20 protein-coding genes are annotated in these 24670 nt (G+C 66.7%); 11 read left to right on the forward strand and 9 right to left on the reverse strand.

Features of this window, described 5'->3' with window-relative positions; translation table 11 throughout:
• Positions 1-19: 19 nt before the first annotated feature.
• The 3 genes from recJ (at position 20) to CAG31_RS12050 (ending at position 3726) form a co-directional block, all read left to right on the forward strand.
• Entirely contained in the window at positions 20-1729 is a 1710-nt protein-coding gene (gene recJ / locus CAG31_RS12040; RefSeq protein ID WP_085581264.1) for a single-stranded-DNA-specific exonuclease RecJ, read from the forward strand.
• A gap of 263 nt (positions 1730-1992) precedes the next feature.
• Positions 1993-3099 carry an NADH:flavin oxidoreductase/NADH oxidase gene (locus CAG31_RS12045; RefSeq protein WP_085581266.1) on the forward strand — a complete coding sequence of 369 codons (1107 nt, stop codon included), beginning with the start codon at positions 1993-1995 and terminating at the stop codon, positions 3097-3099.
• Positions 3100-3192: 93 nt separating this feature from the next.
• Positions 3193-3726, forward strand: a complete 534-nt coding sequence (locus CAG31_RS12050; RefSeq protein WP_085581268.1) for a GNAT family N-acetyltransferase — start codon at positions 3193-3195, stop codon at positions 3724-3726.
• Positions 3727-3879: 153 nt separating this feature from the next.
• On the opposite strand, the gene CAG31_RS12055 is transcribed toward CAG31_RS12050, so the two are convergent.
• Positions 3880-5511 carry a glucan biosynthesis protein D gene (locus tag CAG31_RS12055; protein ID WP_085581270.1) on the reverse strand — a complete coding sequence of 544 codons (1632 nt, stop codon included), beginning with the start codon at positions 5509-5511 and terminating at the stop codon, positions 3880-3882.
• Between the two features lie 407 nt (positions 5512-5918).
• Between CAG31_RS12055 and CAG31_RS12060 the strand changes: the two genes are divergently transcribed.
• Positions 5919-6101 (forward strand): hypothetical protein, encoded by a 183-nt coding sequence (locus CAG31_RS12060; RefSeq protein ID WP_085581272.1) that lies wholly within the window; start codon positions 5919-5921, stop codon positions 6099-6101.
• Between the two features lie 67 nt (positions 6102-6168).
• Here the strand turns inward: CAG31_RS12060 and CAG31_RS12065 are convergent, their stop codons facing one another.
• The 8 genes from CAG31_RS12065 to CAG31_RS12100 form a co-directional block, all read right to left on the reverse strand.
• Positions 6169-7653: an APC family permease gene (locus tag CAG31_RS12065; RefSeq protein ID WP_085581275.1), complete on the reverse strand. Its 1485-nt coding sequence runs from the start codon at positions 7651-7653 to the stop codon at positions 6169-6171.
• A gap of 318 nt (positions 7654-7971) precedes the next feature.
• Positions 7972-9396, reverse strand: coding sequence for a gamma-aminobutyraldehyde dehydrogenase (locus CAG31_RS12070; RefSeq protein ID WP_085581753.1), 1425 nt, complete (start codon positions 9394-9396; stop codon positions 7972-7974).
• A 79-nt stretch (positions 9397-9475) separates the two neighbouring features.
• Positions 9476-10285 carry an ABC transporter permease gene (locus CAG31_RS12075; protein WP_085581276.1) on the reverse strand — a complete coding sequence of 270 codons (810 nt, stop codon included), beginning with the start codon at positions 10283-10285 and terminating at the stop codon, positions 9476-9478.
• Positions 10275-11210, reverse strand: coding sequence for an ABC transporter permease (locus CAG31_RS12080; protein ID WP_085581277.1), 936 nt, complete (start codon positions 11208-11210; stop codon positions 10275-10277). The genes CAG31_RS12075 and CAG31_RS12080 overlap by 11 nt, the downstream gene beginning before the upstream one ends.
• 1 nt (position 11211) lies before the next feature.
• The gene (locus CAG31_RS12085) at positions 11212-12249 is read right to left on the reverse strand and encodes an ABC transporter ATP-binding protein (protein ID WP_085581278.1); all 1038 of its coding nucleotides are present in this window, start codon (positions 12247-12249) and stop codon (positions 11212-11214) included.
• 147 nt (positions 12250-12396) lie between these two features.
• On the reverse strand, positions 12397-13548 hold the full coding sequence (ydcS, locus tag CAG31_RS12090) for a putative ABC transporter substrate-binding protein YdcS (protein WP_085581280.1): 1152 nt from the start codon (positions 13546-13548) through the stop codon (positions 12397-12399).
• An 82-nt stretch (positions 13549-13630) separates the two neighbouring features.
• Positions 13631-15118 carry a gamma-aminobutyraldehyde dehydrogenase gene (locus tag CAG31_RS12095; RefSeq protein WP_085581282.1) on the reverse strand — a complete coding sequence of 496 codons (1488 nt, stop codon included), beginning with the start codon at positions 15116-15118 and terminating at the stop codon, positions 13631-13633.
• 100 nt (positions 15119-15218) lie between these two features.
• Positions 15219-16133, reverse strand: coding sequence for a LysR family transcriptional regulator (locus CAG31_RS12100; RefSeq protein WP_085581284.1), 915 nt, complete (start codon positions 16131-16133; stop codon positions 15219-15221).
• A 176-nt stretch (positions 16134-16309) separates the two neighbouring features.
• On the opposite strand from CAG31_RS12100, the gene CAG31_RS12105 reads away from it, so the two are divergent.
• The 7 genes from CAG31_RS12105 (at position 16310) to CAG31_RS12135 (ending at position 24641) form a co-directional block, all read left to right on the forward strand.
• Entirely contained in the window at positions 16310-16993 is a 684-nt protein-coding gene (locus CAG31_RS12105; RefSeq protein WP_085581286.1) for a tellurite resistance TerB family protein, read from the forward strand.
• Between the two features lie 222 nt (positions 16994-17215).
• Positions 17216-18838, forward strand: coding sequence for a methyl-accepting chemotaxis protein (locus tag CAG31_RS12110; protein WP_085581288.1), 1623 nt, complete (start codon positions 17216-17218; stop codon positions 18836-18838).
• Positions 18838-19374 (forward strand): chemotaxis protein CheW, encoded by a 537-nt coding sequence (locus CAG31_RS12115; RefSeq protein ID WP_085581290.1) that lies wholly within the window; start codon positions 18838-18840, stop codon positions 19372-19374. The genes CAG31_RS12110 and CAG31_RS12115 overlap by 1 nt, the downstream gene beginning before the upstream one ends.
• Positions 19371-20654, forward strand: coding sequence for a CheR family methyltransferase (locus CAG31_RS12120; RefSeq protein WP_085581292.1), 1284 nt, complete (start codon positions 19371-19373; stop codon positions 20652-20654). Before CAG31_RS12115 ends, CAG31_RS12120 begins: the two co-directional genes overlap by 4 nt.
• Complete coding sequence (locus CAG31_RS12125) at positions 20651-21334, forward strand: chemotaxis protein CheW (protein WP_085581294.1); 684 nt, start codon at positions 20651-20653, stop codon at positions 21332-21334. Before CAG31_RS12120 ends, CAG31_RS12125 begins: the two co-directional genes overlap by 4 nt.
• A complete protein-coding gene (locus tag CAG31_RS12130; RefSeq protein ID WP_085581296.1) occupies positions 21331-23634 on the forward strand; it encodes a hybrid sensor histidine kinase/response regulator in 2304 nt (767 codons plus the stop codon). The genes CAG31_RS12125 and CAG31_RS12130 overlap by 4 nt, the downstream gene beginning before the upstream one ends.
• Positions 23631-24641 carry a chemotaxis response regulator protein-glutamate methylesterase gene (locus CAG31_RS12135; protein WP_085581298.1) on the forward strand — a complete coding sequence of 337 codons (1011 nt, stop codon included), beginning with the start codon at positions 23631-23633 and terminating at the stop codon, positions 24639-24641. The genes CAG31_RS12130 and CAG31_RS12135 overlap by 4 nt, the downstream gene beginning before the upstream one ends.
• The last annotated feature ends 29 nt before the right edge of the window (positions 24642-24670 follow it).

Genomic DNA, 24670 nt, shown 5'->3' on the forward strand with positions numbered 1-24670 from the left:
GAGAAACAGCTGTCACCCCATGCGTATCGAACCTCGCCCGTTGCCTGAAACCCTGCCTTTTCTCGGTGATCTGCCGCCGCTGCTGACCCGTCTGTACGCGGCGCGGGGCGTGCAGTCCGAGTCGGAACTGGACAAGAGCCTGGCGCGGCTGATTCCGTTCCAGCAGCTCAAGGGCATCGATGCGGCGGTGGATCTGCTGGTGACGGCGCTGGACCTTCGGCAGCGGATCCTGATCGTCGGCGACTTCGACGCCGACGGCGCGACCGCCAGCACCGTGGGCGTGCTGGGCCTTCGTCTGTTGGGGGCGGCCCATGTGGATTACCTGGTGCCGAACCGTTTCGACTACGGCTACGGCCTGACCCCGGAAATCGTCGAGGTGGCCAAGACCCGCGAGCCGCACCTGCTGATCACGGTGGACAACGGCATCTCCAGCGTCGACGGCGTGGCGGCGGCGAAGCGGGCCGGGTTCAAGGTGCTGATCACCGATCACCACTTGCCCGGTGACGAGCTGCCGCAGGCCGACGCGCTGGTCAACCCGAACCAGCCCGGCTGCGAATTCCCGAGCAAGGCGCTGGCCGGGGTCGGGGTGATTTTCTATGTGCTGATGGCCTTGCGCGCACGCCTGCGCAGCCTCGGCCGCTACGACAGCCAGCCGCAGCCGAACATCGGCGAACTGCTGGATCTGGTGGCGCTGGGCAGCGTCGCCGACGTGGTGCCGCTGGACGCCAACAACCGGATCCTGGTGCACCAGGGGCTGGAGCGGATCCGCGTCGGGCGCGCGCGGCCGGGGATCAAGGCGATCCTGGAAGTGGCCAAGCGCGATGCGTCGCGCATCACCTCCACGGATCTTGGCTTCATCGTCGGCCCGCGCCTCAACGCGGCCGGCCGACTGGACGACATGAGCCTGGGCATCGAGTGCCTGCTGACCCAGGACGCCGCGCTGGCCCGGGAAATGGCCGCGCAGTTGGACGGCATGAACCAGGATCGCAAGTCCATCGAGCAGGGCATGCAGCGCGAAGCCATGGCCCAGCTCAAGGACCTGCCGGTGGAGTCGATGCCGTTCGGCCTGTGCCTGTTCGACCCGGAATGGCACCAAGGGGTGATCGGCATCCTCGCCTCGCGGATGAAGGAGCGCTATCACCGCCCGACCATCGCCTTCGCCGATGCCGGCGACGGTCTGCTCAAGGGCTCGGGCCGTTCGGTGCAGGGCTTTCACATCCGCGATGCCCTGAGCGTGGTGGCGGCGCAGCATCCGCACTTGATCACCAAGTACGGCGGCCACGCGATGGCGGCGGGCCTGACCTTGCCGCAGGAGCACTTTCCGCTGTTCGCCGAAGCGTTCGACGCGGAGGTGCGCCGACAGCTCCGTGAAGAGGACCTCACCGGGCGCCTGCTGTCGGACGGCACGCTGGCGGTGGAGGAGTTCCACCTGGAGCTGGCCCGCGCCTTGCGCCATGCCGGCCCCTGGGGGCAGCACTTCCCGGAGCCGCTGTTCCATGGCGTGTTCCAGTTGGTCGAGCAGCGGGTGGTCGGCGAGCGGCACCTCAAGGTGGTGCTCAAGAGCGAATGCGGTTCGGTGAAGCTGGACGGCATCGCGTTCGGCATCGACCGCGACATCTGGCCGAACCCGACCATCAAGTGGGTGGAGCTGGCCTACAAGCTCGACCTCAACGAGTTCCGCGGCAATGAGACCGTGCAACTGATGATCGCCCACATCGAACCGCGATAAGCCCAGCGCCAGCAGGCTGGCTCCCACAGCAACCGTGCCGTGCACAGGGTTGTGGGAGCGGCGGCCGGGCGGGGCGGCACCGAATCGCTCGCAACTCCGCCATCCTCCCCGGATGTCGTCTAGGCTCTAAACACTGCTTGATTGGCCTTGTGACGTCTTGTCGAGTTTTTTGCCCGCGGGGGCGGGTGCTGCATCCTTTCCTGTCACTCGTCGACTTTTCAAACAGAACCCTGGAGCCTGCCCACTGAATTGAGAGGTGCCCCATGAGTCTGCTGCTTGAGCCCTTTACCCTTCGCCAACTGACCTTGCCCAACCGCATCGCCGTGTCGCCGATGTGCCAGTACTCCAGCGTCGACGGCCTGGCCAACGACTGGCACCTGGTGCACCTCGGCAGCCGTGCGGTGGGCGGCGCCGGCCTGGTGTTCACCGAAGCCACGGCCGTCACCGCCGACGGCCGGATCACCGCGCAGGACCTCGGCCTGTGGAACGACGAGCAGATCGAACCCCTGCAACGCATCACCCGGTTCATCACCGCCCAGGGCGCCGTGGCCGGCATTCAGCTGGCCCATGCCGGGCGCAAGGCCAGCACCTTCCGCCCGTGGCTGGGCAAGCACGGCAGCGTCAAGCCGGCGGACGGCGGCTGGACGCCGGTGGGGCCGTCGCCGATCGCGTTCGACCCGCAGCACACCCAGCCCCGGCAGCTCGATGAAGGGCAGATCGCCGAGGTCGTCCAGGCCTTCGTCGCGGCGGCCAAACGAGCGTTGGCGGCGGGGTTCAAGGTGGCCGAAGTGCATGCCGCCCACGGCTATCTGTTGCATCAGTTCCTGTCGCCGTTGAGCAACCAGCGCCGGGATCAGTACGGTGGCTCGTTCGAGAACCGTATCCGCCTGGTGCTGCAAGTCACCGAGGCGGTGCGCGCGGTGTGGCCGGAAGAGTTGCCGGTGTTCGTCCGGGTGTCGGCCACCGATTGGGTGGAGGACGGCTGGAACCCGGACGAAACCGTGGAGCTGGCGCGGCGCCTCAAGGCCCTGGGCGCCGATCTGGTCGATGTGTCGTCGGGCGGCACCGCCGCGAACGCCGAGATCCCCGTGGGGCCCGGCTACCAGACCCGGTTTGCCGAACGGGTGCGCAAGGAGTCGGGGATATCCACAGGCACCGTGGGCATGATCACCGAACCGGCCCAGGCCGAGCACATCCTGCGCACCTGTCAGGCCGACATCATCTTCCTCGCCCGCGAATTGCTGCGCGACCCGTACTGGCCGCTGCACGCCGACGACGACCTGGGCGGGCGCAAGGCGACCTGGCCGGCGCAGTACCAGCGCGCGACGCACCGCGACCAGCCGATCCACGAGTCTGACCTGCGGGATTGATCGCCGGTTCGCTCCGGCCTATAAAGACCCGCCGCAGGTACGGCGGGTTTTTTCTGGCCTGCCGAAACGTGAACACAAAGGATTGAGCCCCGCATGCTGAACGAACGCGCCTTGACCGAAGACGATCTGCCGCTGCTGGCGCTGATCGACCGCACCGAACTGATCGAACAGTGCTATCGCCTGGAGAACGGCGAACTGGTGCTGTACCCGGTGCACTACGACATGCGCGGCTGGCCGGAGGGCGAGGCGCAGCGCGATGCCGTGACGCTGACGGAATGCTTCAGGCGCGGCGGCTGGTTCTACGGGGTGTTCGACGGGCAGGTGCTGGTGGCGGCGGTGGTTGTGGATAACCGGGTCATCCGCAACGGGGACTTGCGCATGCGCCAGTTGAAGTTCCTGCACATCAGCCATGGTTGGCGGGGGCGCGGGCTGGGGTCGCGGCTGTTTGCCCTGGCTTGCGGGCAAGGGCGGGAAACGGGGGCGCAGGCGCTGTACGTGTCGGCCACCGAGTCGCGCAATACCGTGGAGTTCTATCTGCGCCAGGGGTGTCGGCTGGTGAAGCGGCCGGATCCTGAACTGTTCGAGCTTGAGCCGCTGGACATTCACCTGTATCGCCCGCTGGACTGAGTCGGCTGCCGGCGATGATGTCGGACGCAAAGGCCTCTTCGCCAGCAGGCTGGCTCCCACAAGGAACCGGGGTGAATACCGAATCTGCGGTCACCGCAAACCCTGTGGGAGCCAGCCTGCTGGCGATGGCGCCCGTCAGGGCGCCGCAAAGCCTCAGGTGTACTTGCGCTTGTCCGGCGCCGGCGGGAAGTACTGGTACAGCCAGGTCTCGCTCAGCGTGCGGTCGTTGGTGCGGATGAACAGGCGCAGTTCCACCGGATCCACGCTGTCGTTGGTCGGGTACCAGTCGAACAGGATCCGGTAGCCCTTGATGTCGTCCAGCGCCAGCACGCTGAAGTCCTGCACCTTGCCGTTGGAGCAGGTCACCACCGGTTCGATCCCGGTGCCCTGTGGCAGGCGCTCCAGGCCGCCGCCGGTGAAGTCCACGGCGAAGCGGCGGGCCCAGACCTCAGGGTAATGCTCGCCCGGGGCCCAGCCCTCGGTGAAGCCGCCCATGCCGGAACGGGTGGCGTGCACCCGCGCCAGCGGCGTGCCGACCGGCGGCAGGGCGCTCCAGTAGAGTTTGTAGCCGTAGTTCAGCGAGTCGCCGGCGGCCACCGGTTTCTTCGGTGTCCAGAAGGCCACGATGTTGTCCATGGTCTCGCCGGTGGTCGGGATCTCCAGCAGATCGACCGAGCCTTCGCCCCAAGGGGTCGTCGGCTCGACCCACAGGCTCGGGCGACGGCTGTACCAGTCCACGGTGTCCTGGTAGTTGGCGAACTCGTGGTCGGTCTGCACCAGGCCGAAGCCTTTCGGATCCTTGTCGGAGAACGCGTTGAACTGCAGGGTCGCCGGGTTGTTCAGCGGACGGCAGATCCATTCGCCGTTGCCGCGCCACATGGCCAGGCGATCCGAGTCGTGGATCTGCGGGTGGATGGTGTCGCACATGCGCCGCTCGTGGGTGCCGCAGCTGAACATGCTGGTCATCGGCGCAATGCCCAGTTGGTCGATGGCGGTGCGGGCGTTGACGTGGGCGTCGACCTCCATCACCACGCGCTCGGCCTGGCAATCGATGTCGAAGCGGTAGGCGCCGGTGGCGCTCGGCGAATCGAGCAGGGCGTAGACCACGAAACGGGTGGCGTTCTGGTCAGGGGTCTCGAACCAGAATTTGGTGAAGTCAGGGAATTCTTCGCGCTTCTTGGCGTAGGTGTCGATGGCCAGGCCTCGGGCCGACAGGCCGTATTGGCCGGTGGCGTCCACCGCGCGGAAGTAGCTGGCGCCGAGGAACGACACCACGTCGTGGCGGTCCAGCTCCGGCGCCTTGAACAGCTTGAAGCCGGCGAAGCCCAGGTCGCCCTTGAGCTGCTGGGTGTCGACCGAGGTGTTCTCGTAGTTGAACAGCGACGGCCGGAAGTGCACCTCGCGGGCCATGCGAGTCTTGGTGTCGACGCTGTACATGCGCACCGGTTGACGGAAACCCATGCCGACGTGGAAGAACTGCACGTCGAGCTGGCCCTTGTTGTCCTTCCACAAAGAATGCTCGCCGTCGTAGCGGATGGCGTTGAAGTTCTGCGGGGTCATGGTCGCCAGGGTCGGCGGCAGCACTTGCTTGGTGTCCTGGTAGGCGCTGCTGGCCAGTTGCTTGGCCTGACGTTTGAGCGTCTCGAAATCGAAGGCCTGGGCCTCGCCGTCGGCGGCGCCGCTGCCGCTGGCGGCCCAGGCGCGGGCAGCCAACAGGCCGCTGGCGGAAAGGCCGGTGTAGGCCGCAATGGCCATGGACGCTTTGAGCAAATTCCTGCGGTGCATAAGTACAACCTGTCGTGGGCAATCCCGCGCCTTTCCTGGCACGTGCTGGATCAGAGATGAGGGTTCGGACAAGCCTTCGGCCAAACGCTGCGGACTATAAACAGATGCGCGCTAGCTTAAACCGTTCGCTTGAATTGCAAAATTCGTTGATAGCACGGCGCTAGCGTCTCAATGAAACAAGACGTTACGGTTAATTTATCCGACAGGGTTTTCTGATTTAGAGGGCATTTCTGCTTTTTTCGATTAATTACTCTAAAAACCGCTTTCCAGCGCCGATTAAATTTCTATCCTAGGGGCATGGCCGGCCACGATCCGTCGGGCCGGCGGGGGCTCAGATCGCTCCTGAAGGGAGCAGGGCGATGCGGTTTTCAGGAAATTCTTTGACGTATTGGAGAAGGACATCGTCCATGGCAAAAGCACAAGGCATCACCGAAATGTTGGGCATCTTTCCCTGCCTGGGCAGCCGGCGAAGGCGCAGGCTCAGCTCCGAGGAACTGAAACTGGTGGAGCGCTACCGCGAGCTGTCGGAAAGCGACCGGATCGCAATGCGCTACTTGGTGGACGCGATGCGCAGCGTTTCGCGGTTTTGAAACAGGAAATTGTGGCGAGGGAGCACGCTCCCTCGCCACAGGCATCCAACGGCAAACGCCGATGTTTTCAGCGCCCCACCTTCCACGCATCCCCGGCCGGTGCCTTGCCGTGGTCGTACGGCTTGCCGATCCACATGTACAGCAGGCCCAACCCCACCACGATGGCGGTGCTGAGCACCATCGCGTAGTTGATGTACCACGCCGCGTCCGGCGTGCGCGGCCAGGCCATGTTGACGATGGCGCCGACGCCGTACACCAGCGCGCCGATGTTCACCGGCCAGCCCCAGGCGCCGAGGGTGAACTTGCCGCTCGGCTTCCAGCCTTTGGTCCGCGCGTACAGCGCCGCCAGCACGATCATCTGGAACGCCAGGTAGATGCCGATGGCGGCGAAGCTGACGATGGTGGCCACGGCGTCTTGCAGGAAGAAGCCCAAGGCGATGATCAGGCCGGGCAGGACGCCGGACACGAACAGCGCCGCCACCGGAACCTGGGTCGTGGGAGAAATCCGTTTCAGCAGTCGGCTGCCGATCACCATCTCGTCACGGGCGTAGGAATACAGCAGACGGCTCGCCGCCGCTTGCAGGCTGATGACGCAGGAGATGAAGGAAATCATCACCACGCCCATCACCACTTTCGAGCCCACCGGGCCGAAGGCGTTGTTGAGGATGGTGGTGACCGGGTCCTTGTCGGTGCCGTTGATCACCGCCTGCATGTCCGGCACGGCGAGGATCAGCGCAAGGCAGGCGAACATCGCCGCGATGCCGCCGATGTAGATGGTCATGCGCATGGCCACCGGGATCCGCTTGCTCGGGTTCGGCGTCTCTTCGGCGACGTCGCCGCAGGCCTCGAAGCCGTAGTAGAGGAACATCCCCGCCAGCGAGGCGGTGAGGAAGGCCGGCAGGTAGGAGCCGTCGACGCTGATGGCGAACGTGTCGAACAGCACGCCGAGCGGCTGGTGGCGTTCGAAGATCAGCAGGTACACGCCGACGATCACCGCGCCGACCAGTTCACAGAGGAAGCCGAACATGGCGATGCGCGCCAGGGCCTTGGTGCCGCTGAGGTTGACCAGCGTGGCGAACAGCGTCAGCGCCAGGGCGATCACGATGTTGGTGTTGTTGCTCGGCTCGAAGCCCATCATGGCCGCCAGGTAAGGGCCGGCGCCCACCGCCACCGCCGCGATGGTCACGCACAGGGCGATGGAGTAGATCCAGCCGACCATCCACGCCCATTTCTTGCCCACCAGGCGCCGGGCCCACGGGTAGACGCCGCCGGAGATCGGGAACTGCGAGACCACCTCGCCGAAGATCAGGCACACCAGCAACTGGCCGCAGCCCACCAGCAGGTAGGCCCAGAACATCGGCGGCCCGCCGGCCGCCAGGCACAGGCCGAACAAGGTGTACACGCCGACGACCGGCGACAGGTAGGTGAAGCCCAGGGCGAAGTTTTCCCACAGGCTCATGCTGCGTTTGAAATTGGAGGTGTAGCCCAGCTGACGCAGCTGTTCGGCATCGCTGTCGGCGATGGCGGTGGAGAGATCGGGTGACGCGCTCATGGGTGTTCGCTCCGCAGGATCGGCAGATTCCGGATGGCCGAAGCCGTGGCGGGGCCGTGCAGGCGCCGCCCGGATCGGTGGTTATTGTTTTGGGTGTTGCGGTGAAGTCAGGTGGTGCGTTGAAACCGTGGCGCCGTCATCGCCAGCAGGCTGGCTCCACATTGTTCGGCAGTGACTGCAAAAGCAGCATTCAACCAAGATCCCTGTGGGCGCTAGCCTGCTGGCGATGGCGTCATCCCTGGCGCCGCAGGGCAGTGGCTTGCTCAAGGGACTGCATTTCAACGATGGGAGCAGCGCTGCGACGAATCGACCGGCGTGTCAGTGCTTGAACATCACATGCCGCACGGTGGTGTAGTCCTCCAGCCCGTACATGGACATGTCCTTGCCGTACCCGGACAGTTTCTGACCGCCATGGGGCATTTCGCTGACGAGCATGAAGTGGGTGTTGACCCAGGTGCAGCCGTACTGCAGTCGCGCCGACAGGCGATGGGCGCGGCCGACGTCCGCCGTCCACACCGAGGACGCCAGGCCGTAGTCCGAATCGTTGGCCCACTCCAGCGCCTGGGCCTCGTCGGTGAACTTAGTCACCGACACCACCGGCCCGAACACTTCGCGGCGCACGATTTCGTCGTCCTGCTGCACGTCGGCCAGCACGGTCGGCTCGAAGAAGAAGCCGTTGCCCTCGACCTTCTTGCCGCCGGTGACCAGCCGGATGTGCGGCTGAGCCACCGCGCGCTCGACGAACCCGGCCACGCGGTCGCGGTGCTGGGCGGTGATCAGCGGGCCCAGCTCGGTGGACGGATCGCTCTGCAAGCCATGCTTGATAGTGCTGACCGCGGCGCCGAGCTTCTCGACGAACTTGTCGTAGATGCCTTGCTGCGCGTAGATGCGGCATGCGGCGGTGCAGTCCTGGCCGGCGTTGTAGAAGCCGAAGGTGCGGATGCCCTCGACGGCGGCGTCGATGTCGGCGTCGTCGAAGATGATCACCGGGGCCTTGCCGCCCAGCTCCATGTGCATGCGTTTAACGCTCTCGGCGGTGTCGCTGATGATGTGGGCGCCGGTGGCGATGGAGCCGGTCAGCGACACCATGCGCACTTTCGGGTGGGTGACCAGCGGCTGGCCGACGCTCGGGCCGCGGCCGAACACCAGGTTGAGCACGCCGGCCGGGAAGATGTCCGACGCCAGCTGGGCCAGGCGCAGCGCGGTCAGCGGGGTCTGCTCCGACGGCTTGAGCACCACGGTGTTGCCGGCGGCGAGGGCCGGGGCGATCTTCCAGGCGACCATCATCAGCGGGTAGTTCCACGGCGCGATGGAGGCGATCACGCCCACCGGGTCGCGGCGGATCATCGAGGTGTGGCCGGGCAGGTATTCGCCGCCGGCCGAGCCGCTCAGGCAACGGCTGGCGCCGGCGAAGAAGCGGAACACGTCGGCGATCGCCGGGATCTCGTCGTTGAGGGCGGCGCTGTAGGGCTTGCCGCAGTTGTCCGATTCCAGTTTCGCCAGTTCCTCGCCGTGGGCTTCGATGGCGTCGGCCAGTTTGAGCAGCAGCAGCGAACGGTCTTTCGGGGTGGTCTGCGACCACGCGGCGAAGGCGGCGTCGGCGGCGCGCACGGCGGCATCGACCTGGGCCTCGGTGGCTTCGTTGATCTCCGCCAGCACCTCGCCGAGGGCGGGGTTGAGCACCGGTTGCGCCGGGCCTTCACCGGTGACGAGTTGGCCGTTGATCAGGAGTTGCGTTTGCATGGTCATGTCCTCTCTAGCACCTTTGTCGTTCTGCTGAATCCGAAGGATTCCTTGTGGAAGGGATGTGTCTGTCACGTGCTCATTTGCCGCCGCTGCCCGCCACGCTCTCGCCGCCCCGGGTCAGGTAGTAGGCCCCCAGGATCGGCAGCATGGTCACCAGCATCACCAGCATCGCCACGACGTTGGTCACCGGCACGTCCCGCGGGCGGCTGAGCTGGTTGAGCAGCCACAGCGGCAGGGTGCGTTCGTGGCCTGCGGTGAAGGTGGTGACGATGATTTCGTCGAACGACAGGGCGAACGCCAGCATGCCGCCGGCGAGCAGGGCCGAGCCCAGGTTGGGCAGGATGATGTAGCGGAAGGTCTGCCAGCCGTCGGCGCCCAGGTCCATCGACGCCTCGATCAGGCTGTGGGACGTGCGGCGCAGGCGGGCGATGACGTTGTTGTAGACGATCACCACGCAGAAGGTCGCGTGGCCGGTGACGATGGTGAACATCCCAGGCTCGATCCCCAGCGTCTTGAAGGTTGCCAGCAGCGCGATCCCGGTGATGATCCCCGGCAGCGCGATCGGCAGGATCAGCATCAGCGAAATGCCCTGCTTGCCGAAGAAGTCCCGGCGGTACAGTGCCGCCGACGCCAGGGTGCCGAGCACCAGCGCGATCAGCGTGGCGATGGCCGCGATCTGCAGCGACAGCTTGATCGCCTCCAGCACGTCGGGCCGCCCGAAGGCCACGCTGAACCAGTGCAGGGTGAAGCCCTTGGGCGGAAAGCTGAACGCCGCGTCTTCGGTGTTGAAGGCGTAGAGAAAGATGATCAGGATCGGGAAGTGCAGGAACGCCAACCCGCCCCAGGCGGCTGCGCGCAAGCCCAGGGACGCTTTTTCAGAGTGCATCGAAGGCCCCCAGGCGTTTGACGATGGACAGGTAGACTGCGATCAGCACGATCGGCACCAGGGTGAACGCTGCGGCCATGGGCATGTTGCCGATGGCGCCTTGCTGGGCGTAGACCATGCTGCCGACGAAGTAGCCCGGCGGGCCCACCAGCTGCGGCACGATGAAGTCGCCCAGGGTCAGGGAAAACGTGAAGATCGAGCCGGCCGCGATGCCCGGCACCGACAGCGGCAGGATCACCTGCATGAAGGTCTGGCGCGGCTTGGCGCCGAGGTCGGCAGAGGCTTGCAGCAGCGACGGCGGCAGGCGTTCCAGCGAGGCCTGGATCGGCAGGATCATGAACGGCAGCCAGATGTAGACGAACACCATGAAGCGGCCCAGGTGCGAGGTGGACAGCGTGCTGCCGCCCACGCCGGGAATGCCGAGGATCACCTGCAGCAGCGGTTCCAGCCCCAAGTGCTGGACGAACCATTGCGCCACGCCGCCCTTGGCCAGCAGCAGCGTCCAGGCGTAGGCCTTGACGATGTAGCTGGCCCACATCGGCATCATCACCGCGATGTAGAAGAACGCCTTGGTCTTGCCGGTGGTATAGCGCGCCATGTAGTAGGCGATCGGGAACGCCACGACCGCACTGGCCACCGACACGGCGATCGCCATGCTCAGGGTGCGCAGGATGATGTCGAAGTTCGACGGCTGGAACAGCGCCGCGAAGTTGGCCAGGGTCAGGTCGGGGGTGACCGCCATGGTGAAGTCGTCGAAGGTGTAGAAACCCTGCCACAGCAGCACCAGCAGCGAGCCGAGGTAGATCGCGCCGAACCACAGCAGCGGCGGCACCAGCAGCAGCGACAGGTACAGGTTGGGCTTGCGGTACAGCAGGTTGGATACCCTGCGCAACGGCGCCGTCTGGGGGAGAACCATGGTGTTCATCTCACACCCCGCCCGCGACGGTGTCGTGCAGCGGGATCATCGCTTCCCGCGCCCACCGTGCGCTGATGCGCTGGCCGGTGCGGTGCTGCGCGCCCGTGTCGGTCCACTGGCTGTTGGCCTGGCTGACGCTCAGGGTCTGGCCGTTGTCCAGTTTCAGTTCATAGCGGGTGGCGCTGCCCTGGTACTGGATGTCGTGGAGCAGGCCGCTGACTTCGATCTCGTGGCCGGCCAGCGGTCCTTCGGCGAAGCGCACGTGCTCCGGGCGGATCGAGAACGGCTGCGGATGGCCGCTGAGCTGGCGGGCCAGGTCGCCGCGGATCACGTTGGAGGTGCCGACGAATTCGGCGACGAAGGTGGTGGTCGGTTTCATGTACAGGTTGCGTGGTGTGTCGACCTGTTCGATCCGGCCCTTGTTGAACACCGCCACGCGGTCGGACATCGACAGCGCTTCGGTCTGGTCGTGGGTGACGAAGATGAAGGTGATGCCGAGCTGGCGCTGCAGCTTTTTCAGCTCGCTCTGCATCTGCTCGCGCAGCTTGAGGTCGAGGGCGCCCAAGGGCTCGTCGAGCAGCAGCACCCGGGGGCGGTTGACCAGGGCGCGGGCGAGGGCGACGCGCTGGCGCTGGCCGCCGGACAACTGCACCGGCTTGCGCTCGCCGTAGCCGCCGAGGGCGACCATCTCCAGGGCCTCTTCGGCGCGCTGGTGGCGTTCGGCCTTGCTCACGCCCTTGACCTTCAGGCCGTAGGCGACGTTGTCCCGCACGTTCATGTGCGGAAACAGCGCGTAATCCTGGAACACGGTGTTGACGTCGCGCTGGTACGGCGGCAGCCCGGCGGCTTCGGCGCCGTGGATGCGGATCGAGCCGGCGCTCGGCTGCTCGAACCCGGCGATCAGGCGCAGGCAGGTGGTCTTGCCCGAGCCTGAAGGGCCGAGCATGGAAAAGAACTCGCCGTCCTGGATATCGATGGAGACCCGGTCAACGGCCTTCACGTCGCCGAAGGTGCGGGAAACGTTGGTGAACTGGACTGCAAGCGTCATGGTGCGGTACTCCGGGAAGGCGAGGGCCGTTGCAGCGGCCCTGCCTGGACTTCTGAAGAGTCTGAATCTTGAAGGGCATCGCGGGCAGGCCCGCCCCCTACAGGGGGATGCGGCTGGGTGTAGGCGCGAGCCTGCCTGCGACGGGGCTCAGCGGCCGCCCATGATCGCGATGTAGTCCTGGGTCCAGCGGCTGTACGGCACGAACTTGCCGCCCTCGGCCTGCGGGGTCTTCCAGAAGGCGATCTTGTCGAACTGGTCGAAGCCGTTGGTCTTGCAGCCTTCGGCGCCGAGCAGTTCGCTTTCCTTGCACGCCGCCGGCACCGCCGGCAGCGAGCCGAACCAGGCGGCCACGTCGCCCTGGACCTTCGGTTGCAGCGACCAGTCCATCCACTTGTAGGCGCAGTTGGGGTGCTTGGCCTCGCTGTGCAGCATGGTGGTGTCGGCCCACCCGGTGGCGCCTTCTTTCGGGATGGTCGAGGCGATCGGCTGCTTGTCGGTCGTCAGCCCGTTGACCTGGTACGGCCAGGAACTGGACGCCGCCACGCCTTCGTTCTTGAAGTCGCTCATCTGCACGGTCGCGTCGTGCCAGTAGCGGTGGATCAGCTTCTGCTGGGCGCGCAGCAGTTCAAGCACGGCCTTGTACTGCTCTTCGGTGAGCTGGTACGGATCCTTGATGCCCAGCTCAGGCTTGGCGGTCTTGAGGTACAGCGCCGCGTCGGCGATGTAGATCGGGCCGTCGTAGGCCTGCACGCGGCCCTTGTTCGGTTTGCCGTCGGGCAGGTTCTGTTCGGCGAACACCACGTTCCAGCTGGTCGGTGCGGTCTTGAACACGTTGGTGTTGTACATCAGCACGTTCGGGCCCCACTGGTACGGGGTGCCGTAGGTCTGCTGGCCGACCACGTACCAGGGCGCATCCTTGAGGCGCGGGTCGAGGTTCTTCCAGTTCGGGATCAGAGCGGTGTTGATCGGCTGCACACGCTTGCCGACGATCAGCCGCAGGGAGGCGTCGCCGGACGCGGTCACCAGGTCGTAGCCGCCCTTGGCCATCAGGCTGACCATCTCGTCGGAGGTGGCGGCGGTCTTCACGTTGACCTTGCAGCCGGTTTCCTTCTCGAAGCCGGTCACCCAGTCGTAGGCCTTGTCGCTTTCGCCGCGCTCGATGTAGCCCGGCCAGGCGACGATGTCGAGCTGGCCTTCGCCGGCGCCGACGGCCTTCAGCGGCTCGGCGGCCTGGACGCCGGCACTGGCCAGCAGGGCCGTGGTGATTGCACTGAGCAGTGCGGTCTTGTGCACGAACATGGTGAACCCTCTTCTTCAAATTATGGTCGGGGCAGTGGTGAACGCGGTGACGCATGCCGTGATCGGCTTGTTATTAGCGTAGTCAGAGATGCTGTCCGTGACGGGCCATGATGTGCCGCACCACGCTGTAGTCCTGCAGCGAGTCGCTGGATAAGTCTTTGCCGTAGCCGGAGCGTTTCAGGCCGCCGTGGGGCATTTCGCTGACCAGCATGAAATGGCTGTTGATCCAGGTGCAGCCGTATTGCAGCCGGGCGGCGACCTGCATGGCCTTGTCCAGGTTCTGCGTCCACACCGACGAGGCCAGGCCGTATTCGGAGTCGTTGGCCCAGTCCACCGCCTGCGCCAATTCGTCGAAGCGGGTCACGGTCACCACCGGGCCGAACACTTCGCGCTGGACGATCTCGTCGCTCTGCCGGCAGCCGGCCAGCAAGGTCGGCTGATAGAAGAAGCCGGGCCCGGAATGCACCGCCGCGCCGGTCACCCGCTCGATGTGCGGCTGGCCGAGGGCGCGTTCGACGAAGCTGGCCACCCGGTCGCGCTGGCGGGTGCTGATCAGCGGGCCGATCTCGTTGTCGGCGTCGCGCTTGCCGGCGAAGCGCAGGTTGCCGACGGCGGCGCCGAGTTCGGCCACCAGCTTGTCGTGGATGCCGGCCTGGGCGTAGATCCGGCAGGCGGCGGTGCAGTCCTGGCCGGCGTTGTAGTAGCCGTAGGTGCGCACGCCTTCGACCACGGCCTTGAGGTCGGCGTCGTCGCAGACGATCACCGGTGCCTTGCCGCCCAATTCAAGGTGCGTGCGTTTGAGGGTCTTGGCGACGGCCTGAAGGATTTTCTGCCCGGTGACGATGTCGCCGGTCAGCGACACCATGCGCACTTTCGGGTGGCCGACCAGATGGCTGCCGACCCCTTCGCCGCCGCCGCAGATGATGTTGATCACCCCGCGCGGCAGGATCTCGGCCAAGGCCGGCGCCAGCGCCAGGATCGACAGCGGCGTATGCTCCGACGGCTTGAACACCAGCGTGTTGCCGGCGGCCAGGGCCGGGGCGATCTTCCACGCGGCCATCATGATCGGGTAGTTCCACGGCGCAATCGATGCCACCACGCCGAGCGGGTCGCGGCGCACCATGCTGGTGTAGCCGGGCATGTACTCGCCGCTGAGCTGGCCGGTCTGGCAGCGCACGGCGCCGGCGAAGAAGCGGAACACATCGACGGTGGCGCTCAAGTCGTCCTGGCGGGCCAGGTGCAGCGGCTTGCCGCAGTTGAGGGCTTCGAGGCGGGCGAGGTGGTCGGCGTGCCTTTCGACGGCGTCGGCGATGGCCAGCAGCAGGCCGGAGCGTTGCTGCGGGGTGGTGCGCGACCATTCGCCGAAGGCACGGTGGGCGGCGAGGATGGCGGCCTCGACCTGCTCGGTGCTGGCCTCGGCGATCTGGGTCAGGACTTCGCCGGTGGCCGGGTTGAGGATCGGTTCGACGAAACCCTGGCCTGCGACCAGTTCGCCGTCGATCAGCAACGCGGTACACATCGGGGTCTGCGCGCCAGCCATTTTCCGTGATCTCTTTTCTTGTGGGTTCATGGCACTCCCTGTGACCGGGAGCCGAACGTCTTATGGATGAAGCAAGACTAGTGCGCGGCTCCGGGGTCGACAAATTCTAAATACTGAAGGTGGCATTCGATTAAATAGATGGCTTGCGCCCGCCGTGGGGCTGCTCGCGGGCCACGGTGAGGAACGGGTCGACCAGCGCCGGCCGGGCGGTGCCGCGGCGCCAGGCCAGACCGACGTCGAGGGTCTGGCTGAGGTCGGCGATGGGGCGCGCTTCGATGATGTCGCCCTCCAGCGACCACGGGCGGTAGGTCATGTCGGGCTGGATCGACACGCCGAGCCCCGCCGCCACCAGGCTGCGCACTGCCTCGGTCGAGGCGGTCCTGAGGGTGACCTTGGGCTGCAGCCCGGCGCCGCGCCACAGGCGCTGGGCGCTGCGGTCCATCTCGTCGACGTTCAGCTGGATCAGCGGTTCGCCGGCCACGTCGGCCAAGTTGATGCTGTCGTGCTCCAGCAACGGGTGCTGGGCCGGCAGCCAGAGACGGTGGGGCGAGTGGGTCAGCACCTCGGTCTGCAAGGCGTGGCGGTCTTCCAGGTTGGACAGGATCAGCACGCCCACGTCGATTTCGCCGCTGACCAGCAAATGCTCGATGTACGGCCGCTCGTCCTCCATTACCCGGATCTCGACATTGGGGTAGGCGCGCTGGAAGCGGGTGAGCAGATCCGCCAGGTAGTAGCCGGCCACCAGGCTGGTCACGCCGACGGTCAGTTGCCCGGCGACCTGGTCGGTGCTCTGCTGCAGGCTGCGCTTGGCGTTGTCCACGGTGGCCAGGATCAGGTGCGCCTGACGCAGGAACTGGTGGCCCTGGTGGGTCAGGGTCATGCCCTTGGCGTGGCGGTTGAACAGGCTGACGCCGATCTCTTCCTCCAGTTGCTGGATGGCCAGGGTCAGGGTCGACTGGGAAATGAACGCGGTCTGGGCGGCGGCGGAGATCGAGCCGGTCTCGGCCACGGCGATGAAATGGCGGATCTGACGCAGGGTCATCATGGCGGCGTACCCGGTGGGCTGTTTTTATCGATGGTTCCGAGTGTATATCGGTTTTCGCGAAGGGAGACTGCCCGGCACGCAACATCCGGAAGCACACTCGGGGGCCGGTGCCGGGCACTTTCGAACTAGGCTCAAGGCCTCACCGATCTGGAAAGTCCCTGTTTTGGAGGCGGAACATGAACACCCGTGGATTGCTCGATCAACTGCTCAAGTCCGGTCAGGCGCTGCTGCAGGACAAGGCCGGCGCAGGGCAGGGCAAAGCGGCGGCCGGCGGACTCGGCGGCCTGCTGTCCGGCGCGGGCGGCGGGGCACTGGCCGCCGGCGCCATGGGCCTTTTGCTGGGGAGCAAGAAGGCGCGCAAGGTCGGCGGCAAGGTCGCGCTCTACGGCGGCCTCGCCGCGCTCGGCGTGATTGCCTACAAGGCCTACGGCAACTGGAATGCCCAGCAGGGCCGGGCGCCGGAAACCGAACCGCAGACCCTCGACCGCCTGCCGCCGGCCCAGGCCGAGCAACACAGCCAGGCCATCCTCAAGGCGCTGGTCGCCGCCGCCAAGGCCGACGGGCATGTCGATGAGCGCGAGCGTCAGTTGATCGAAGGCGAATTCGCCAAGCTCGACAACGACCAGGCCCTGCACCACTGGCTGCACGCCGAACTCAACAAACCCCTCGACCCCGCCGACATCGCCCGCGCCGCCGGCACGCCGGAGATGGCGGCGGAGATGTACATCGCCAGCGTGATGATGGTGGACGAGGAGAACTTCATGGAGAAGGCGTACCTGGACGAACTCGCACGGCAGTTGGGGCTGGAGCCGGGGTTGAAGCTGGAACTGGAGAGGCAGGTTCGCCAGATCCCGCTGTAGGAATTTCGGGCCGGCCACCGCGAACCTAGGGGCGATGGCCGATCCATCGCCCCTTTTTGCCACTCCGCCACTGGTGCGCCTGCCCCCGCTTGCCGGAAAGTCCGTCCCAATGCCTGTACCGATTCAGCGTCGGCAGGCCTGAGCGTGGCAAAGCGTCTTATAAATGAAACACCGCCCTCAGCTATACTCCCCCGCATTTCGACCTAGGCACGAGGAATCACTGTGAAGAACTGGACGTTGCGCCAACGCATTTTGGCGAGCTTTGCGGTGATTATCGCCATCATGCTGCTCATGGTGGTCGTCTCGTACTCGCGCCTGCTGAAGATCGAGGCCAGCGAAAACAGCGTGCGCGACGACGCGATTCCCGGCGTCTACTACAGCTCGATGATCCGCGGCGCCTGGGTCGACAGTTACCTGCAGACCCAGGAACTGCTGGGCCTCAAGGAAGGCGAAGGCGTCAGCGCCGAAGACGCGGCGGACTACAAGACGTTCGAAGCCCGCCTGCAGGAGCAGATGACCAACTACCGCAACACCGTGACCACCGACGAAGACCGGATCGAGTTCACCGCCTTCGAGAAGGACCACGACAACTACATGAAGATCCAGGACGCCGTGCTGGATCTGCACAAGCGCAACCTCGAGGCCGAGGCGGTCAAGCTGTTCAACGAGAAACTGACCCCGGCGTGGGTCGGCGGGCGCATGAAGCTCAACGACATCATCGGCGAGAACAAGAAAGTCGCCGACCAGGCCATGAACAACATCGACGACGCGGTGGCGGCGGCCAAGGTCAGCATGTTCGTGTCGCTGCTGGTGGCGGTGCTGGCCGCCGGCCTGTGCGGCCTGTTGCTGATGCGCGCGATCATGGCGCCGATGAGCCGCATCGTGGACATCCTCGAGGTCATGCGCACAGGCGATCTGAGCACCCGCCTGAACCTGGACCGCAAGGACGAGTTCGGCGCGGTGGAGACCGGCTTCAACGACATGATGACCGAGCTCACCGCGCTGGTGTCCCAGGCCCAGCGCTCGTCGGTGCAGGTCACCACTTCGGTGACCGAGATCGCGGCCACCTCCAAGCAGCAGCAGGCCACCGCCACCGAAACCGCCGCCACCACCACCGAGATCGGCGCGACCTCGCGGGAGATCGCCGCCACCTCGCGCGACCTGGTGCGCACCATGACCGAGGTCTCCACCGCCGCCGATCAGGCGTCGGTGCTGGCCGGCTCCGGCCAGCAGGGCCTGGCGCGCATGGAAGACACCATGCATTCGGTGATGGGCGCCGCGGACCTGGTCAACGCCAAGCTTGCGATCCTCAACGAGAAGGCCGGCAACATCAACCAGGTGGTGGTGACCATCGTCAAGGTCGCCGACCAGACCAACCTGCTGTCCCTCAACGCGGCCATCGAGGCCGAGAAGGCCGGCGAATACGGCCGCGGCTTCTCGGTGGTCGCCACCGAAGTGCGGCGCCTGGCCGACCAGACCGCCGTCGCCACCTACGACATCGAACAGATGGTGCGCGAGATCCAGTCGGCGGTGTCCGCCGGGGTGATGGGCATGGACAAGTTCTCTGAGGAAGTGCGCCGGGGCATGGCCGAGGTGCAGCAGGTCGGCGAGCAGCTGTCGCAGATCATCCATCAGGTGCAGGCGCTGGCGCCGCGGGTGCTGATGGTCAACGAAGGCATGCAGGCCCAGGCCACCGGTGCCGAACAGATCAACCACGCGCTGGTGCAGTTGGGTGACGCCAGCAGCCAGACCGTCGAGTCGTTGCGCCAGGCCAGTTTCGCCATCGACGAACTGAGCCAGGTGGCCGTAGGCCTGCGCGGCGGCGTCTCGCGATTCAAAGTCTGATGAGCGAAGTCACCGCCAAACGCAGCGTCGCGCCGGCGGCGAGGCAGGCGCTGTTCCTGCTGTTCCGCATCGGCGAGGAACGCTACGCCTTGCGCGCCACCGAAGTGGCGGAGGTGCTGCCGCGCCTGCCGCTGAAGCCGATCGCCCGGGCGCCGCAGTGGGTGGCCGGGGTGTTCGCCTACCGCGGCGTGGTGGTGCCGGTGATCGACCTCAGCGCCCTCACGTTCGGTCGCAGCGCCGAGGCCCGCACCAGCACACGGCTGGTGCTGGTGCATTACCGCCCTGACGAAAATCAGCCGGCGCGCAAGCTCGGGCTGATCCTGGAGCAGGCCACCGACACCCTGCGCTGCAACGCGGACGAGTTCCAGCCATACGGCCTCGACAACCGCCAAGCGCCCTACCTGGGCCCGGTGCGTGAGGATGCCCAGGGTTTGGTGCAATGGGTGCGGGTGGCCGACCTGCTGGACGACAGCGTCCGTGGGCTGCTGTTTCCGACGCCGCCGCTGGATCCGGCGCGGCTCGAGGAGGCCCCATGAGCGGCGACCAACGGTTCTTAGGCTTCCTCAAGGAACGCATCGGCCTGGACGTGGCGTCGGTGGGGCCGGCCATCATCGAGCGGGCCGTGCGCCAGCGCATCACCCTGTCGCAGTCGGCAACCGCCGAGGAGTACTGGCAGACCCTGCAAGGTTCGCGGGACGAGCAGCAGGCGCTGATCGAAGCGGTGATCGTGCCCGAGACGTGGTTCTTCCGTTACCCGGAATCCTTCGCCACCTTGGGCAAGCTGGCGCGCAAGCGCCTGGCCGACCTCAACGGCATGCGTGCGCTGCGCATCCTCAGCCTGCCCTGTTCGACGGGGGAGGAACCCTATTCGATCGCCATGGCCTTGCTCGACGCGGGGCTCAAGCCCCATCAGTTCAAGGTCGACGGCATGGACGTCAGCCCGATGTCGGTGGAAAAGGCCCGGCGGGCGCTGTACGGCAAGAACTCCTTCCGCGGCCAGGACCTGGCGTTCCGCGACCGCCATTTCTGCCCGGAGCATGAGGGTTACCGGGTCAATGACCTGGTGCGCGAACAGGTGCGCTGGCAGACGGGCAACGTGCTCGACCCGACGTTGCTGGCCGGCGAGCCGCCGTTCGATTTCGTGTTCTGCCGCAACCTGCTGATCTACTTCGACCAACCGACCCAGCGGCTGGTGTTCGAAGTGCTCAAGCGCCTGACCCACGTCGACGGCGTGCTGTTCATCGGCCCGGCCGAGGGCAGCCTGCTGGGCCGGTTGGGCATGCGTTCGATCGGCATCCCGCAGTCGTTCGCCTTCAGCCGTCAGGACGATCCGCAGCCCGAACCCTTGCCGGCCACGTTCGCGCACCCGTTGCCTGTGCCTTTGCCGGTGCGCCAGCCGATCCGCAGCGCCCCTGCCGCGCCGGCGCGCCCGCGGCCGTTCGCCCCGGTGACGCCGTTGCCGGTGGCCGGCAAGGGTGTGCCTTCCGATGCGTCGGCCTTGCTGGCGGACATCGCCGGCCTGGCCAACGAAGGCAAGAGCGCCGAGGCCCGCGCCGCGTGCGAGCGCTACCTGCGCACCCACGAGCCGGTGGCCCAAGTGTTCTACTGGCTCGGCCTGCTCAGCGACGTCGCCGGCAACGCCCTCGAAGCCCAGGGCCATTACCGCAAGGCGCTGTACCTCGAACCGCAGCACCCTGAAGCCCTGATGCACCTGGCCGCCCTGTTGCAGGCCCAGGGCGACGGCGCAGGCGCCAGACGATTGCAGGAGCGCGCGGCCCGCAGCGCCGGCTCCGCCGACAGTGAGCGTAAACGATGATCCCGTCCGACACCTTGAACGTCACCCATGAAGACGCCCGGGCCATCGACGATTGCTGGAACCGCATCGGCATCCATGGCGACAAGTCCTGCCCGCTGCTGGACGAACACATCCATTGCCGCAACTGCTCGGTGTATTCCGCCGCCGCCACGCGCCTGCTCGACCGCTATGCGCTGCAGCAGGACGAACGCGACCCGGTGGCGACCACCGTCGAATCCGAACTCAAGACCCGTTCGCTGCTGATGTTCCGCCTCGGCGAAGAATGGCTGGGCCTGGCCACCCGCAGCCTGGTGGAGGTGGCGCCGCTGCAGGCGATCCATTCCCTGCCGCACCAGCGCTCCCGGGCCTTGCTCGGGGTGGCCAACGTGCGCGGGGCGCTGGTGGCGTGCCTGTCGCTGGTGGAGCTGCTCGACCTCGAGGCCGGCGCCGCTCCGGCCACCGGCGCACGGGTCATGCCGCGCATGCTGATCATCGCCGCCCAAGGGGGACCTGTGGTGGTGCCGGTGGACGAAGTGGACGGCATCCATGCCATCGACGAACGCCTGCTCGAGGCCGCTTCCCGCTCCGGCGCCCAGGCCGGCGCCAAGTACACCCGGGGCGTGCTGCCCTTCAAGGGCCGCAGCCTGCGTTGGCTGGATGAAGAACAGCTGCTGTCCGCCGTGACCCGGAGCCTCACATGACCCCCGAGCAAATGCGCGACGCCTCCCTGCTGGAGCTGTTCAGCCTAGAAGCCGAGGCCCAGACCCAGGTGCTCAGCGCCGGGCTGCTGGCGCTGGAGCGCAATCCGACCCAGGCCGACCAGCTGGAGTCGTGCATGCGCGCGGCCCACTCGCTCAAGGGCGCGGCGCGGATCGTCGGCATCGACAGCGGCGTCAGCGTCGCCCATGTGATGGAGGACTGCCTGGTCAGCGCCCAGGAAGGGCGGCTGTTCCTGCGCCCGGAACACATCGACGCGCTGTTGCAGGGCACCGACCTGCTGATGCGCATCGCCCACCCGACCAACGCCCCGCAGCCCGCCGACATCGACGCCTACGTGGCGTTGATGGGGCGCCTGATCGACCCGGCGGGCGCGCCGGTGGTTTCAACCCCGCCGCCCATGGCCGAACTGCTGCTTGAGCCGCCCGTGGCGCCGGTGATCTCTGCACCGGTTCCGGAGCCCCAGCCCGAGCCGGTGGAGCCCGAGTCGGCCCCGATCCCGGCCCCGCGCAAGGGCAAGCGCACGGCCGAAGGCGGCGAGCGGGTGCTGCGGGTCACCGCCGAACGCCTGAACAGCCTGCTGGACCTGTCGAGCAAGTCCCTGGTGGAGACCCAGCGGCTGAAACCGCACCTGGCCACCATGCAGCGCCTCAAACGCATGCAGAACAACGGCCTGCGGGCGTTGGAAAGCCTCAACGTGCACCTCAAGGAACATGCGCTGAGCCTGGAGGCCCAGGAAGCGCTGGAAGATGCGCGGCGCCTGCTGGCCGAATCGCAGCAGTTGCTGGCGGAGAAAAACGCCGAGCTCGACGAGTTCGCCTGGCAGGCCAGCCAGCGCGCCCAGGTCTTGTACGACACGGCGCTGGCCTGCCGCATGCGGCCGTTCGCCGACGTGCTGTCCGGTCAGGTGCGGATGGTGCGGGACCTGGGCCGCAGCCTCGGCAAGCAAGTGCGGCTGGAGGTCGAGGGCGAGAAGACCCAGGTCGACCGCGACGTGCTGGAGAAGCTCGAAGCGCCGCTGACCCACCTGCTGCGCAACGCCGTCGACCACGGCATCGAGACCCCGGCGCAGCGCCTGTTGGCGGGCAAGCCGGAAGAGGGCCTGATCCGTCTGCGCGCCTCTCACCAGGCCGGGCTGCTGGTGCTGGAGCTGAGCGACGACGGCAACGGCGTGGATCTGGACAAGGTGCGCCGCAGCATCGTCGAGCGTCAGCTGTCGCCGGCCGAGACCGCCGCCCAGTTGAGCGAAGAAGAGCTGCTGACGTTCCTGTTCCTGCCGGGGTTCAGCCTGCGGGACACCGTCACCGAGGTCTCCGGCCGCGGCGTCGGCCTCGACGCGGTGCAGCACATGGTGCGCCAGTTGCGCGGCGCGGTGGTGCTGGAGCAGGTGGCGGGCGAGGGCAGCCGTTTCCATCTGGAGGTGCCGCTGACCCTGTCGGTGGTGCGCAGCCTGGTGGTGGAGGTCGGCGATGAGGCCTACGCCTTTCCGTTGGCGCACATCGAGCGCATGTGCGACCTGGCGCCGGAAGACATCGTGCAGGTCGAGGGCCGCCAGCACTTCTGGCACGAAGGCCGCCATGTCGGCCTGGTCGCCGCCAGCCAGTTGCTGCAGCGTCCGGCCAGCCAGAACAGCGGCGACACCCTCAAGGTGGTGGTGATCCGCGAGCGCGACACCATCTACGGCGTCGCGGTGGAGCGCTTCATCGGCGAGCGCACGCTGGTGGTGCTGCCGCTGGACGAACGTCTGGGCAAGGTGCAGGACATCTCGTCCGGGGCGTTGCTCGACGACGGTTCGGTGGTGTTGATCGTCGATGTCGAGGACATGCTGCGGTCGGTGGACAAGCTGCTCAACACCGGGCGCCTGGAGCGCATCGCCCGCCACGGCGGCCAGGCGGCGGAAGCGGCGCGCAAGCGTATCCTGGTGGTCGACGACTCGCTGACGGTGCGCGAACTGCAGCGCAAGCTGCTGCTCAACCGCGGCTACGACGTGGCGGTGGCGGTCGACGGCATGGACGGCTGGAACGCCCTGCGCTCCGAAGACTTCGACCTGCTGATCACCGACATCGACATGCCGCGCATGGACGGCATCGAACTGGTCACCCTGCTGCGGCGCGACAACCGCCTGCAGTCGTTGCCGGTGATGGTGGTGTCCTACAAAGACCGCGAAGAGGACCGGCGCCGCGGGCTGGACGCCGGGGCCGACTATTATCTGGCCAAGGCCAGTTTTCATGACGACGCCCTGCTCGATGCAGTGGTCGAACTCATCGGAGGGGCGCGGGCATGAGGATCGCAATCGTCAACGACATGCCCCTGGCGGTGGAGGCACTGCGCCGGGCGCTGGCGTTCGAGCCGGCGCACCAGGTGGTGTGGGTCGCCGGCAACGGCGCCGAGGCGGTGCGGCTGTGCGCGGAGAACACCCCGGACCTGATCCTGATGGACCTGATCATGCCGGTGATGGACGGCGTCGAGGCCACCCGGCGGATCATGGCCGAAACCCCGTGCGCCATCGTCATCGTCACGGTCGACCGGCAGCAGAACGTGCATAGGGTGTTCGAGGCCATGGGCCACGGCGCGCTGGATGTGGTCGACACCCCGGCCCTGGGCGCCGGCAACGCCCAGGAAGCGGCGGCGCCGCTGCTGCGCAAGATCCTCAACATCGGCTGGCTGATCGGCGAGCGAACCACCCGTTCCCGCCCGGCGCAGCCGCCCCAGCGCAGCTCGGCGTCGTGCAAGCGGCTGGTGGCCATCGGCTCGTCCGCCGGCGGGCCGGCGGCGCTGGAGGTCCTGCTCAAGGGCCTGCCGCGCAACTTCTCCGCCGCCATCGTGCTGGTGCAGCATGTCGACCAGGTGTTCGCCGCCGGCATGGCCGAATGGCTGGCGAGCGCCAGCGGCCTGGACGTGCGCCTGGCCCGCGAGGGCGAGCCGCCGCAGGCCGGCGCGGTGCTGCTGGCGGGCACCAATCACCATATCCGCCTGCTCAAGAACGGCACGCTGGCCTACACCGCAGAGCCGGTCAACGAGATCTACCGGCCCTCCATCGATGTGTTCTTCGAGAGCGTGGCCAACTTCTGGAACGGTGACGCCATCGGGGTTTTATTGACCGGAATGGGACGCGACGGGGCCCAAGGGCTTAAGCTCATGCGTCAGCAGGGTTATTTGACCATCGCCCAGGATCAGCAAAGCAGTGCGGTGTACGGCATGCCCAAGGCCGCGGCGGCGATCGACGCGGCCGTGGAAATCCGTCCGCTGGAAAAGATAGCGCCACGGTTGCTGGAGGTTTTCCCCAAATGAATCCATGTTTCAGCAATCCCGGCTCCCGC

The organism is Pseudomonas sp. R25(2017), assembly GCF_002112565.1.
GTDB classification, from domain to species: domain Bacteria; phylum Pseudomonadota; class Gammaproteobacteria; order Pseudomonadales; family Pseudomonadaceae; genus Aquipseudomonas; species Aquipseudomonas ekonensis.